This window comes from Kribbella antibiotica (assembly GCF_004349055.1).
In the GTDB taxonomy this organism is placed as follows: Bacteria; Actinomycetota; Actinomycetes; order Propionibacteriales; family Kribbellaceae; genus Kribbella; species Kribbella antibiotica.
The window spans coordinates 1-13,333 of the sequence record NZ_SMKX01000206.1; the positions used below are offsets into that span (position 1 = coordinate 1).

The following is a 13,333-nucleotide window of genomic DNA, read 5'->3' on the forward strand; positions in this document are numbered from 1 at the left end:
TCTAGCTTCGTCGGCAGCTTCAGCTGTGTATAAGAGACAGATATGGTTGACAGGCCCCCAAAGACACGTCCGCCCACCTTTGGGCACCCACCAACCACATTCCCGCCGCACGCATGGTTGACCCGTACCCAAAGTCGCCCATCGCCCCCAAAGGTGGGTCGCCGTGTCTTTGGGCACCCACCAGCAGGGCCGGCGCCACTTTGAGTACCCACCAACCACATTTCGGCCGCGAACATGGTTGACCCGTGCTCAAAGATGGCGGTCGTACCCAAGGGTGGGTTGGCGTGTCTTTGGGCAATTGGGTGGGCCGCTCAGGAGGACAACGAAAAAGACCCCCAACCAGGAGGTTGAGGGTCTTCGCTCTGGTAGCCCCGACGGGATTCGAACCCGCGCTACCGCCTTGAGAGGGCGGCGTGCTAGGCCGCTACACAACGGGGCCAGAGTTTTGCTGACCGGTCTTTGCGGACCGGGCAACGAGGTTGAACTTTACCGATTTTCATCGGTGCGGTCCAATCCGCTGGGGTACTAGGACTCGAACCTAGACTAACTGAACCAGAATCAGACGGGCTGCCAATTACCCCATACCCCAAAGGCATTTCTTCTTTAAAAACAACGCTGCACTGGTCTGGAGAGGTTGTTTCCGCCCTCACCATCCCGGCTCGGAGAGCTTACCCGAGGCAACCGCCGGACACCAAAACGAGGTCCCGTGGGCGGGTTGTCACTCGCGTCACACGAGTCTCGGAAGCTGCGCCAGCGGTAGCTTGCAGGTCGTCTCGAGGTTCTGCCGACGGCTGACCAGCAGGACGATCGCGCCGAAGGCCACGAACTTCACCACGTCGAGAATGACCAGCGACCACGGGGCATCGGTGGCTCCGAGGCTGGTGCCGACGCTGTTGGTCAGGGCGGCGTACACGAAGGTCACGACGTTGTTGGCGGCGTGAACCGCGATCGGGGCTTCGAGGCCGCCGGTGCGGATCGCGAGGAAGCCCGCGACCAGGCCGAAGGCGAACCGGTCGAGGAACAGAGCCGGGCTCTCCCACGGCCAGACGCCGTGCGCGATGGTGAAGAGCACCGTCGTGACCAGGACCGCGACGAGCGGGTTCCGGACGAACGCACCGACCCCCTGCAACAGGTAGCCGCGGAAGAAGTACTCCTCCCCCGCCGCCTGGAACGTCGACGTCAGCAAGACGACCACGATCACGCCGACGACGTCGGGCGCCATACCGGTCTTGTCGTTGTCGAGCACGCTGACCAGACCGGTCTTGAGGACCAGCAGAGCCAGGAGCTCAAGAGCGATCGCGACGACGGCGAACCACGCCAGCGGCTTCCACCGCAACCGGCCGACCACCGAGGACAGCAGTCCCGGCGCCTGCCGGTTCAACAGCCGCGCGACGCCCATGCTCAGCGGGATCAGCGAGATCAGGTAGAAGTTCGTCATCAGGAGCGTGCTCCACGACGTGGTCCCCGGCGGGTCCACCCGGATCGCCCGCCCGATGCTCAGGAACACGAACCCCGCGATCATCCAGCCGACAAGGATGGTCAGGGCGCCCAGAACGACGTACCCGGTGGGGGCTTGGTCGTTCTTCAGGAGTCGTTGGTACGTCGGTGCCATCAGTGCTCCACTTTCACGCGTGCCTGCTCGATGCGGCGCAGCGACGTCTCGCGCCCGAGCAGCTCCATCGATTCGAACAACGGGGGCGAGACGCGGCGGCCGGAGACAGCGACGCGGACCGGGCCGAAGGCCTTCTTCGGCTTCAGGCCGAGGCCGTCGACCAGCGAGGCTCGCAAGGCGGCTTCGATCGCCGCGGTGGTCCACTCGACATCCTTCAGCGCCTTGGCCGAGGCCTCGAGCACAGTGCCGGCGTCACCCGCCAGGACCTTCGCAGCGGCGTCCGGCTCGATCTTGAAGTCGTCACCGGCGAAGAGGAAGCCGAGCAGCTCGACCGACTCGCCCAGCGTATCCATCCGCTCTTGCACGAGCGGAACCGAAGCCCTCAGTACGGCGAGTTGTTCGTCGCTCGGAGCCGTGGGCAGGTAACCGGCCTTGACCAGGAAGGGGACGGTGCGCGCGGCGAATTCGTCCTGCGGCAGCATCCGCATGTGCGCGGCGTTGATGGCCTCGCACTTCTTCTGGTCGAAGCGGGCCGCGTTCGAGTTCACCTTGCGGATGTCGAAGGCCTCGATCATCTCGGCCAGCGTGAACACGTCGCGGTCGTCGGCGATCGACCAGCCGAGCAGGCCCAGGTAGTTCAGCAGACCCTCGGGCAGGAAGCCCTGGGTCCGGTAGTCGTCCAGACCGGCACCGGCGTCGCGCTTGGACAGTTTCTTGTTGCCCTCGGAGCCCATCACCATCGGGAGGTGGCCGAAGCGGGGCGTCCGGCCGCTGCCGATACCGATCTCGGCGAGCGCCTCGTACAAGGCGATCTGGCGCGGCGTCGAGGACAGCAGGTCTTCGCCCCGCAGCACATGGGTGATGTTCATCAGGGCGTCGTCGACCGGGTTCACCAGCGGGTAGAGCGGGTAGCCGTTCGCGCGGACCAGGACATAGTCGCCGAGGTTCTCCGGCAGGAACGTGATCTCGCCGCGGACCAGATCGTCGAACACGATCGGCCGATCCGGCATCCGCAGCCGGACCACCGCGCGGCGACCCTCGTCGACAAACACCTTGGACTGCTCAGAGGTCAGCTCGCGACAGTGGCCGTCGTACCCACTGGGTAGTCCGGCGTCGCGAGCGGCATCGCGGCGGTCGTCGAGCTCCTCCTGCGAGCAGTAACACTGATATGCCTTGCCGGCCGCCATCAGCTTGGTGACGATGCCGGCGTAGATGTCCATCCGCTCGGACTGCAGATACGGGCCCGCATCGCCGCCGACACCGGGACCTTCGTCCCAGGTCAGGCCGAGCCACTGCAGTGCGTCGAGCGTGTAGTCCAGCGCCTCAGGGGTGTTCCGGGTCTGGTCGGTGTCTTCGATCCGGAGCACGAGCGTGCCGCCGTAGTGCCGGGCGAAGGCCCAGTTGAACAAGGCACTGCGGATGTTGCCGACCGTGAGCAGGCCAGTCGGGGACGGTGGGAACCGGACCCGGACCTGCTCCGGTCTCAGGCCGCCCAGGACGTCGGTGTCGTCGCGAGCGGGCCGCTCAGTCACGCACAATCACCCTGTTCGTCAGGGTCCCGAGGCCTTCGACGGTGATCGAGACCGAGTCGCCGGGCAGCATCGGGCCGACCCCGGCCGGGGTCCCGGTCAGTACGACGTCGCCGGGCAGCAGCGTCGTGAACGAGGTGATGTAGGCCAGGACGGTCGGGATGTCGAAGATGAACTGCGAAGTCCGCCCGTCCTGCTTGAGGTCACCGTTCAGAGTCGTTGTCACCCGCAGATCCGCCACGTCAAGATCGGTCTGGATCCACGGTCCGAGCGGGCAGAACGTGTCGTACCCCTTGGCCCGGGCCCACTGGCCGTCGGACTTCTGCAGGTCGCGGGCCGTCACGTCGTTGGCGATCGTGTAGCCGAAGATCACCTCTTCGGCGCGCTCCTTGGGCAGATCGCGGCAGATCCGGCCGATCACGATCGCCAGCTCACCCTCGAACTGCAGGTCGTTGGTCTGCTCGGGGTAGACGATGCCGTCCAGCGGGCCGACCACCGAGGTGTTCGGCTTCAGGAAGATCATCGGCTCCTTCGGCACCTCGTTGCCCAGCTCGGCGGCGTGCGCGGCGTAGTTACGCCCGACACAGACCACCTTGCTGCGCGGGATCACCGGAGACAGCAGCCGGACGTCGGCCAGCTGCAGAACCTCCCCGGTGAGCTGGACCGGCCGGTAGAGCGGGTCGGAGTCGAGGAGGGCGACAGTACCGACGAGGCCCTCGGGGTCGTCGGTCTCGACGATGCCGTACTTCGGTTCGTCGTCGACGGAAAATCTGGCGATACGCACGGGCCGAGCCTACCGCCGGGCAGGAATGAGACAGTGGTGCGGTGACCACCGAGATCCGCCAGGCCTCTCCGGAGGAGTACGACGCCGTCGGCGAACTGACCTTCGAGGCCTACAGCCACGACGGTCCCGTCCGGGGTGAGTACGCCGTCACACTGCGTGCTGCGGCGGCTCGCGCGGCGGACGGCGAGCTATGGGTCGCCGTCGATGAAGAGGGCCTGCTCGGCACAGTCACGTACTGCCCGCCAGGCTCCGGCTACCGGGAGATCGGGCTGGATCACGAGGGTGAATTCCGGATGCTCGGCGTCGCCGGACGCGCGCGTGGGCTGGGGATCGGGACCGCTCTGACCCGTCGCTGTATCGAGCGGACGCGTGAGCTCGGCCTGCCGCGCATCGTGCTCAGCACAGCTGTGTCTATGAAGACAGCACACCGCATCTACGAGCGGCTCGGGTTCAAGCGACTGCCGGAGCGCGACTGGTCCCCCATCCCCGGTATCGATCTCTACGCCTATGAACTCGACCTGTGACCACTCTGCTCAGATCTGACTGGGAACCACTCCAGCAGGCTCACTTTTCGCGCGCCGACGCTTTGCTGGCCGGCCATCTGGCCCGCAAGCAGCGCCGCGAGTCGCATCCGGTGGAGGACTTCCTCTTCACCTATTACTCCGCGCGCCCGAACCAGCTCCGGATCTGGCACCCCGGCCCCGGCATCCGGTTGCTCGACGCTCCTGAGTACGGCGATCGCCGTGGCTACGTGGTGGTGGACGGCGCCGCCCAGCTCGATCCGGGTGAGATCGAGCGGCGGACGGACAGCATCACGTGGATCCGGCAGTTGCTGGGAGCAACGCTGGAGCGGCAACCACAGTTCGGATGTTTCGGGCTGCACGAATGGGCGATGGTTTACCGGGCGGACGCCGTACGGCATGAGAAGTGGCCGTTGCGTTTGGGGGCCGAGGGCACCGATCAGGTGGTCGAGTCGCACAAGATCGGCTGCTCGCACTTCGATGCCTTCCGGTTCTTCACCGACGAGGCGCGGCCGTTGAACGTGTTGCAGCCGACCCGTGAGTCACAGCAGGGCCTCGAACAGGGCGGCTGTCTGCACGCCAACATGGACCTCTACAAGTGGGCCACCAAGCTCGTGCCGTTCACCCCGAGCGCTCTTGTTCTGGACTGTTTCGAGCTGGCGCGGGACATCCGTACGCTCGACATGCGTGCGTCGCCGTACGATCTGGCGCCGCTTGGTTACGAGCCGGTTCGGATCGAAACGGCCGCCGGTAAGGCCGAGTACGCGGCCGCCCAGCGCGACTTTGCGACCCGGTCCAAGCCACTGCGCGAGCAACTCGTTGCCCTGTGCGACGAATTGCTGGTCTAACCTCCGTCCATGGGAAAGATTGTCTCGATCGCTTTCGGCCTGCTCCTGACCGTGCTCGGCGTCGTCTGGGCTCTGCAGGGACTCGGCTATCTCAAGGGCAGCTCGATGACCGGTAGTTCGCTGTGGGCCATCGTCGGCCCGATCGTCGCCGCGTTCGGCATCTCGCTGCTGTTCGTCGCGATCCGGGGGCCGCGCCAGAAGAAGTAATGCACCGGGCCCGTGGTTCCATGGTGGGCGTGACGAGCCAGACCACGGGGGTACGGACCCCGGCCAAGGCCGCTTTGATGATCGGCGCCCTCGGCGTCGTCTTCGGCGACATCGGGACCAGTCCGATCTACACGATCCAGACGATCTTCAACCCGAGCGACCCGCACCCGGTGCCGGTCTCCACCGGGAACGTCTACGGGATCATCTCGCTGATCTTCTGGTCGGTGACGATCATCGTGACGCTCAAGTACGTGCTGCTGGTGCTGCGCGCCGACAACCACGGCGAGGGCGGCATCCTCGCGATGATCACCCTGATCCAGAACACCGGCAAGTCGAGCGGACGCCGGACGACGGTGATCCTGGCCGGGCTCGGCATCTTCGGGGCGTCGCTGTTCTTCGGCGACTCGATGATCACCCCGGCCATCTCGGTGCTGTCCGCGGTCGAGGGTGTGAAGGTGATCCAGCCCGGCCTGGACGCCTGGGTGGTGCCGATCACCGCGGTCATCATCATCGGGCTGTTCAGCGTGCAGAAGCACGGCAGCGGCCGGATCGGCCGGTCGTTCGGCCCGATCATGATCGTGTGGTTCACCGTGCTCGCGGTCTGCGGGATCGGCGGCATCGTCGACCACCCGAGCATCCTCAAGGCGCTCTCCCCCACCTATGCGCTCGGCTTTCTGACCGGCCACTTCGGTACGGCGTTCTTCGCGCTCGCGGCCGTCGTACTGGCGATCACCGGCGCCGAAGCCCTGTACGCCGACCTCGGCCACTTCGGTCGTCAGCCGATCACGCGGGCCTGGCTGTTCATGGTCTTCCCGGCCTGCATCCTGAGCTACCTCGGCCAGGGCGCCCTGGTGCTGTCGGACCCGAACGCGTACACCAGCCCCTTCTTCCTGCTGGTGCCCGAGTGGGGCCGCATCCCGATGGTCGTCCTGGCCACCATGGCCACTGTGATCGCCTCGCAGGCCGTCATCACCGGCGCCTTCTCCGTTGCCCACCAGGCGGTTCAGCTCGGCTACCTGCCGCGGCTGCGGATCAAGTACACGTCGACCGAGACGGCCGGCCAGATCTACGTCCCGTGGGTGAACTGGGCGCTGATGATCGCCGTACTGACCCTGGTCTTCGCCTTCGAGACCTCGGCCGCGCTGGCCTTCGCCTTCGGTATGGCGGTCACCGGGACGATCGTCATCAACTCGCTGCTGTTCTTCTACATCGTCCGTAAGCAATGGCAGAAGCCGTTGTGGATGGTCATCGTCGGTGCAGCGTTCTTCCTCACCGTCGAACTGCTCTTCCTGGGCGCGAACCTGACCAAGTTCGTCCACGGCGCCTGGCTGCCGCTGCTGATCGCGGTCACCGTCTTCATCGTGCTGACCACCTGGCAGCAGGGCCGCCAGCTCGTCACCGCCAAGCGCGAACGCGAGGAAGGCGCGCTCCGGGAGTTCATCGACACCCTGCACGAGCGCCCGATCACCCGCGTCGCCGGTACGGCGGTCTTCCTGAACCGCGGCAACACCACCGTCCCGCTCGCCATGCGCGCCAACGTCGAGCACAACCACGTCCTGCACCGCAACGTGGTCATCCTGTCGATCGAGACCCTCACCGTCCCGCACGTCCCCGACGACGAGCGCATCATCGTCGACGACCTCGGCTACACCGACGACGGCATCATCCACGTCACCGCCCGCCTGGGCTACGTCGAGAACGCCAACGTCCCCGCGATCCTCGAACAGGCCGCCGCCCAAAGCACCGAGCTCACCGTCGACCCCGACGACACCTCGTACTTCCTGTCCGCCATCGAGCTCAAACTGGGCGACACCCCCGGCATGCCCCGCTGGCGCAAACACATCTTCCTCGCCACCACCGCCATCACCGCCGACGCCGCCGAGTACTTCCACCTCCCCCGCGAACAGGTGGTCATCGTCGGCTCCCAGATCACCGTCTGACCACCCACAGTGAAGGCTGCCGGATCCAGAAATCCGGCAGCTCGGCACTAGAACGTCGCTTCGGCCGTCACCTTCACGTACTTCCCGAATTTCCCGTCCGGAATGCAGTTCAAAGCCTGCGTCTGCCCTGGCTCGAGATCACTGCTGTTGCACTGAACATTGCCCAGAACCTCGCCGGTGGCACTCAGGAACTTGAAGTGCAGGAATGCCGTGGACGTCGTCGTCTCGACGTTCTTCACCTTCCCACTCACGGCGAACATCCCGGCCTCGTTCTTGACGGTCCAGCCGGCCAGCGTCTCGTGCTTGCCGATCGAGAACGCCTTGCCCACGGCCACATCACGCGGTGCGTTCTTCTCCGTCGACGTGTCCACACTCTTGGCCAGTTCGTTGCCGGCCATCCCGACCACCGCCAGGCACCCGCCGACCCCGAGAAAACACAGGACCAGCAGGACAAGAAGGACATTGCGAACAGTGTGTTTCTTCTTCTGCGGCGGCAGGAAATGCGGCCCTTGCTGTTGCGGACTTTGGGCAGGCTGCTGCGGGTACTGCGTCACGATTCCCCCTCGGAACGGTCAATGACCTGTCGCACCGCGGCCTGTTGGCCGTTTCCCCCGGTGCGTTACTGCGCGTGACTCTACTCCCGATCACCACGCTGCGTAGTCACGATTCGGTCTCGCTCTCAAGCGTCTGAGCCGCATTGACTTTCGGGTCGTCGACGAGGTTCAATTCGAACAGATGTTCGATTGGAGGGGATCTGCGATGCCGGAGGCGTTCGACTGGGAGATCCTGCACGAGCCGTCGGCGATGGCGATGGTGCAGGGGCAACTGGGGTTCAGTTGGATGGTTTTGTCGGGGCGGCTGGCGCAACTCACGGACGAGCAGTACTTCTGGCAGCCGCGCGGCGAGGCACTGACCGTCGTACGGCGGCATTTCCCGAGTCACCACCGGTCGCTGGGCTCGGGTGAGTGGGTCGCGCAGTGGCCCAACGAGCCGGATCATCGGGGGCCACGGACGATTGCGTGGTTGATCGCGCATCTGACCGAGACGTTCTTCGAGCGGTGGGAGTGGACGTTCGGCCCGCATCGGCAGAGCCGGGCGGACATCACGCTGCATGGGAATGCGCGGGACGCGGTGGCCTGGCTGACCTATTGGGTCGAGGCCTGGCAGGACGGGATTGCGGCGCTGCCGGAGGATCAGGTGGCCGCGGTCGGGCTCAGCCAAGCGACCGAGCTGGACGCCGGCGAGCCGTTCGGACACGTCGTGTTACGGCTCAACCGCGAACTGATTCATCACGGATCAGAGATCATGACGTTACAGGATCTCTATGGCGCCGCGGCCTGAGGACCACAACATGTGCTCCACCGGCGTGTCGGTTACCACTAGATCTAGCAACCGACTTAGAGTCTTCCTCGCTGGCGGTCAGGGGAATCCGGTGCGAATCCGGAGCTGCCCCGCAACGGTGAGCGGACGGTGGTTACGTCCGCGAGTCCGGATACCTGCCGTCGGCGCGTGCACCGCCGGTGCACGCGGTCCGAGACCTCGAGGGCGGGTCGCAGGGCGAGACGACAGCTATCCCGGCCGGTGCTGTCTGTCCCGTCATGCATGCTCTCTCAGGTCGCGGTCCTTCACGCGTAGGGAGAGAAGAGCTTCTGTGACCATCGCTTCCACATCCCGATCGGCTGCCGACGAGGCAGGCCACGGGGCCCAGCTGACCGTCGTCCGCCGCGATGGAAGTAACACCCCTTTTGACGCGACCAAGATCTCGGTCGCCGTCACCAAGGCGTTCCTGGCCGTCGAGGGTAACGACGCCGGCGCCACCCACCGGGTCCGTGACCTGGTGACCGACCTGACCGGCCGGGTCGTCGAGGCGCTGACGCGACGTGGCGACGCGCACCGCAGTCTCCAGGTCGAGGACATCCAGGACCAGGTCGAGCTTGCTCTGATGCGCGCGGGAGAGCATCAGGTCGCCCGCGCCTACGTGCTGTACCGCGAGGAGCGGACCAAGGCCCGCACGCCGTCGGACGCCGCCGAGCTGGTCGAGACCAAGCCGGTCGTGTCGGTCCGCCAGGCCGACGGGACCCGGGCACCGCTCGACGTCGAGCGGCTGCGCGTGATCGTCGCCGAGGCCGCCGCCGGGCTGGACTCCGTCGACCCCGAGCAGATCCTGAACGAGACCATCGGCTCCTGCTACGACGGGATCGCCCAGCACGAGGTCGAGCTGGCCCTCGTGATGGCCGCCCGGTCCTACGTCGAGACCGAGCCGCAGTACAGCTATGCCGCCTCCCGCCTGCTGCTGGACCAGATCCGCCGCGAGGCGCTGGGCCGCGTGCACGGCGAGCCCCGGCAGGCCAGCCAGGCCGACATGGCCACGGCGTACCCCGAATACTTCCCGCGCTACATCTCGACCGGTATCGAAGCCGGCCTCCTCGACCCCGAGCTGGCCACCTTCGACCTGGACCGGCTGTCCGCGGCGATCAAGCCCGAGCGCGACCTGGACTTCGCCTTCCTCGGTCTGCAGACGCTGTACGACCGCTACCTGCTGCACATCGACAAGACCCGGTTCGAGCTGCCGCAGGCGTTCTTCCTGCGCGTCGCGATGGGGATGGCGCTGCGCGAGGAGGACCGCGAGGGCCGCGCGATCCAGTTCTACGAGCTGCTCAGCTCGTTCCGCTTCATGTCGTCGACGCCGACCCTGTTCAACTCCGGTACGACGCGTCCGCAGCTCTCGTCGTGCTTCCTCACCACGGTGGCCGACGACCTGTCCGGCATCTTCAACGGGATCCGCAACAACGCCATGCTGGCGAAGTACTCCGGCGGTCTGGGCAACGACTGGACCCCGGTCCGCGGGATCGGCGCCAAGATCCGCGGCACCAACGGTGAGTCGCAGGGCGTCGTACCGTTCCTGAAGATCGCGAACGACACTGCCGTCGCGGTCAACCAGGGCGGCAAGCGCAAGGGTGCGGTCTGCGCCTACCTCGAGACCTGGCACATGGACATCGAGGAGTTCCTCGATCTCCGCAAGAACACTGGTGACGAGCGTCGCCGGACGCACGACATGAACACGGCCAACTGGGTGCCTGACCTGTTCCTGCAGCGGGTCGAGGCCGACGGTCAGTGGACGCTGTTCTCCCCCGACGAGGTCCCGGACCTGCACGACCTGTTCGGGCCCGCGTTCCAGGAGGCGTACGAGAAGTACGAGGCGGCCGCCGACCGCGGTGAGATCCGGGTCTTCCGCCGGGTCCGCGCGCTCGACCTGTGGCGCCGGATGCTGACCGTGCTGTTCGAGACCGGTCACCCGTGGATCACCTTCAAGGACCCGTGCAACCTGCGTTCGCCGCAGCAGCACAGCGGGGTCGTGCACTCGTCGAACCTGTGCACCGAGATCACGCTGAACACGACGGTCGACGAGACCGCGGTCTGCAACCTGGGCTCGGTCAACCTGATCGCGCACCTGACCGAGACCGGTCTCGACGCTGACCTGCTCCGCGACACGGTCAAGACCGCGGTCCGGATGCTCGACAACGTCATCGACGTGAACTTCTACACGACGCCCGAGTCGGAGCGCGCGAACCAGCGGCACCGTCCGGTCGGCCTCGGCCTGATGGGCTTCGCGGACGCGCTGTTCTCGCTCCGCATCCCTTACTCGTCGGAGGCTGCTATTGCCTTCGCCGACAGCTCGATGGAGGCGATCAGCTACCACGCGATCGAGGCCTCGAGCGACCTGGCCGCCGAGCGCGGCTCGTACTCGACGTACGAGGGTTCGCTGTGGAGCAAGGGCATCCTGCCGATCGACTCGCTGGAGATCCTGCGCGAGGCCCGCAAGGGTGACGTGATCCTGGACGACGCCAAGTCGCTCGACTGGGACACCCTGCGCGCCAAGGTGCTGCGCGACGGCATGCGGAACTCCAACGTGATGGCGATCGCGCCGACGGCGACGATCTCCAACATCTGCGGGGTCAGCCAGTCGATCGAGCCGGCGTACTCGAACCTGTTCGTGAAGTCGAACATGTCCGGTGAGTTCACGGTCGCGAACCCGTACCTGGTCAACGACCTGAAGGCGCGCGGGCTGTGGGACCAGGTGATGGTCTCCGACCTCAAATACCACGACGGCATCCTGACCAACATCGACCGCGTCCCGGCCGACCTGCGCGAGCTGTACGCGACCGCGTTCGAGATCGACCCGCTGTGGCTGATCAAGTCCGCGTCGCGTCGCCAGAAGTGGATCGACCAGGCGCAGTCGCTCAACCTGTACATGGCTTCGCCGTCCGGCAAGGCGCTCGACGAGCTGTACCGCAACGCGTGGCGCTACGGCCTGAAGACGACGTACTACCTGCGTTCGCAGTCGAAGACCCACGTCGAGAAGTCGACTCTGCAAGGCACCGACGGCAAGCTGAACGCCGTCTCCGCCACCATCGCGGCCGCCGTACCGGCCGCTGTTCCGGCGGTCGTGCCGGTGACCGCACCGTCGGTCATCGACGACACTCCGCTGGGCGAACCGACCGGAGCGATCTGCTCACTCGAAGACCCTGACTGCGAGGCCTGCCAGTGACCACCACAGACAACGCGACCGGGCTCGGCTCGATCACCGTCGGCGCCGAGCGGATCAGCGTCTCCGACAAGGCGATGATCAACGCCCGCGCCGACGTCAACCAGTTGCTCCCGCTGAAGTACACGTGGGCCTGGGAGAAGTACCTGGCCGGCTGCAACAACCACTGGATGCCGACCGAGGTCTCGATGCAGGCCGACATCGCGCTGTGGAAGAGCAAGGACGGCCTGACCGACGACGAGCGGATGATGCTGAAGCGCAACCTCGGCTTCTTCGCCACCGCGGAGTCCCTGGTCGCGAACAACATCGTCCTCGCCGTCTACCGCCAGCTCACCAACCCCGAATGCCGGCAGTACCTGCTGCGCCAGGCGTTCGAGGAGGCCGTGCACACGCACACCTTCCAGTACATCTGTACGTCGCTCGGTCTCGACGAGGGCGAGCTGTTCAACATGTACCGCGAGGTGCCGTCGATCTCCGACAAGGACGCCTGGGCGCTGAAGTACACCCAGCACCTGGAGGACCCGGACTTCAAGACCGGTACGCCGGAGACCGACACCGCGTTCCTGCGTGACCTGATCGCGTTCTACGTGGTCTTCGAGGGCATGTGGTTCTACACCGGCTTCGCGCAGATCCTGTCGCTCGGCCGCCGCAACAAGATGGTCGGGATCGCCGAGCAGTACCAGTACATCCTGCGCGACGAGTCGATCCACCTGAACTTCGGCATCGACTGCATCAACCAGATCAAGCAGGAGAACCCGCACCTGTGGACCGAGGCCTTCCAGGCCGAGGTCCGCCAGATGCTCACCGAAGCCTGCGAACTCGAGGTCGCCTACGGCCGCGCCACCATGCCCAACGGCATGCTCGGCCTGACGTCCGAACTCTGTGAGCAGTACATGCACTTCATCACCGACCGCCGCGCCGAGCAGATCGGCATCGCTCCCATCTTCGGCGAGACCCGCAACCCGTTCGGCTGGATGTCCGAAGTCATGGACCTCAAGAAGGAAAAGAACTTCTTCGAAACCCGCGTCATCGAATACCAGTCGTCCTCCGGCCTCAGCTGGGACTGAATTTCACGCAGTACGCCGGGAGCCGGGCAACCACTGTGGTCGCCCGGCTCCTGCCGTTCCCCCTAACCCCGCCCGTTTGGTGGGCCAGCCCATCCCGTTGCGGGAGAGCCCACCGCATGCGACTAGCCCACCCACAACCTCATGGGTCAGCCTGAGCCGCCCCGGCGTGTCCGGAGGCTTCGTTAGGTGTTAACCGGCCTCGGCGAGACGGGTTCGGTGAGTGTAGTGAGTCTGCTCGGCCTGGATTGGTGTCAGGTCTTGGATGGATCCGTGGGGCCG

11 protein-coding genes, 2 tRNA genes and 1 riboswitch are annotated in these 13,333 nt (G+C 65.8%); of the genes, 7 read left to right on the plus strand and 6 right to left on the minus strand.

Annotated features, from left to right (window positions below):
- Window positions 1-363 precede the first annotated feature (363 nt).
- The 5 genes from E1263_RS38785 to E1263_RS38805 all read right to left on the minus strand — a co-directional run bounded on the left by E1263_RS38785 (window position 364) and on the right by E1263_RS38805 (window position 3,925).
- Window positions 364-439: transfer RNA gene (locus tag E1263_RS38785), tRNA-Glu, on the minus strand.
- A 78-nt stretch (window positions 440-517) separates the two neighbouring features.
- Window positions 518-589: transfer RNA gene (locus E1263_RS38790), tRNA-Gln, on the minus strand.
- Between the two features lie 138 nt (window positions 590-727).
- A complete protein-coding gene (locus E1263_RS38795; protein WP_132176831.1) occupies window positions 728-1,612 on the minus strand; it encodes a CPBP family intramembrane glutamic endopeptidase in 885 nt (294 codons plus the stop codon).
- Window positions 1,612-3,144 (minus strand): glutamate--tRNA ligase, encoded by a 1,533-nt coding sequence (gltX, locus tag E1263_RS38800; RefSeq protein WP_132176833.1) that lies wholly within the window; start codon window positions 3,142-3,144, stop codon window positions 1,612-1,614. The genes E1263_RS38795 and gltX overlap by 1 nt, the downstream gene beginning before the upstream one ends.
- Window positions 3,137-3,925 carry a fumarylacetoacetate hydrolase family protein gene (locus E1263_RS38805; RefSeq protein ID WP_132176835.1) on the minus strand — a complete coding sequence of 263 codons (789 nt, stop codon included), beginning with the start codon at window positions 3,923-3,925 and terminating at the stop codon, window positions 3,137-3,139. The genes gltX and E1263_RS38805 overlap by 8 nt, the downstream gene beginning before the upstream one ends.
- 41 nt (window positions 3,926-3,966) lie before the next feature.
- Between E1263_RS38805 and E1263_RS38810 the strand changes: the two genes are divergently transcribed.
- Genes E1263_RS38810 through E1263_RS38825 form a run of 4 tightly spaced genes read left to right on the plus strand, consistent with a single transcriptional unit; the run spans window position 3,967 to window position 7,441 of the window.
- Entirely contained in the window at window positions 3,967-4,449 is a 483-nt protein-coding gene (locus tag E1263_RS38810) for a GNAT family N-acetyltransferase (RefSeq protein ID WP_132176837.1), read from the plus strand.
- Window positions 4,446-5,294, plus strand: a complete 849-nt coding sequence (locus E1263_RS38815) for a 3-methyladenine DNA glycosylase (RefSeq protein WP_132176839.1) — start codon at window positions 4,446-4,448, stop codon at window positions 5,292-5,294. The genes E1263_RS38810 and E1263_RS38815 overlap by 4 nt, the downstream gene beginning before the upstream one ends.
- Window positions 5,295-5,303: 9 nt before the next feature.
- Window positions 5,304-5,501, plus strand: a complete 198-nt coding sequence (locus E1263_RS38820) for a hypothetical protein (protein ID WP_132176840.1) — start codon at window positions 5,304-5,306, stop codon at window positions 5,499-5,501.
- Between the two features lie 29 nt (window positions 5,502-5,530).
- The gene (locus E1263_RS38825; protein ID WP_238161967.1) at window positions 5,531-7,441 is read left to right on the plus strand and encodes a potassium transporter Kup; all 1,911 of its coding nucleotides are present in this window, start codon (window positions 5,531-5,533) and stop codon (window positions 7,439-7,441) included.
- 47 nt (window positions 7,442-7,488) lie between these two features.
- Here E1263_RS38825 and E1263_RS38830 read toward each other — a convergent pair whose 3' ends face one another.
- A complete protein-coding gene (locus E1263_RS38830) occupies window positions 7,489-7,995 on the minus strand; it encodes an FxLYD domain-containing protein (RefSeq protein WP_132176842.1) in 507 nt (168 codons plus the stop codon).
- 205 nt (window positions 7,996-8,200) lie between these two features.
- Here E1263_RS38830 and E1263_RS38835 point away from each other — a divergent pair, with 205 nt between their 5' ends.
- From E1263_RS38835 to E1263_RS38845, 3 genes are all read left to right on the plus strand, one after another.
- Entirely contained in the window at window positions 8,201-8,782 is a 582-nt protein-coding gene (locus E1263_RS38835) for a DinB family protein (protein ID WP_132176844.1), read from the plus strand.
- 58 nt (window positions 8,783-8,840) lie between these two features.
- Window positions 8,841-8,959, plus strand: a riboswitch (cobalamin riboswitch).
- A gap of 133 nt (window positions 8,960-9,092) precedes the next feature.
- A complete protein-coding gene (locus E1263_RS38840; RefSeq protein WP_132176846.1) occupies window positions 9,093-11,990 on the plus strand; it encodes a ribonucleoside-diphosphate reductase subunit alpha in 2,898 nt (965 codons plus the stop codon).
- Window positions 11,987-13,054, plus strand: a complete 1,068-nt coding sequence (locus E1263_RS38845) for a ribonucleotide-diphosphate reductase subunit beta (RefSeq protein WP_165956900.1) — start codon at window positions 11,987-11,989, stop codon at window positions 13,052-13,054. The genes E1263_RS38840 and E1263_RS38845 overlap by 4 nt, the downstream gene beginning before the upstream one ends.
- Window positions 13,055-13,333: the final 279 nt, after the last annotated feature.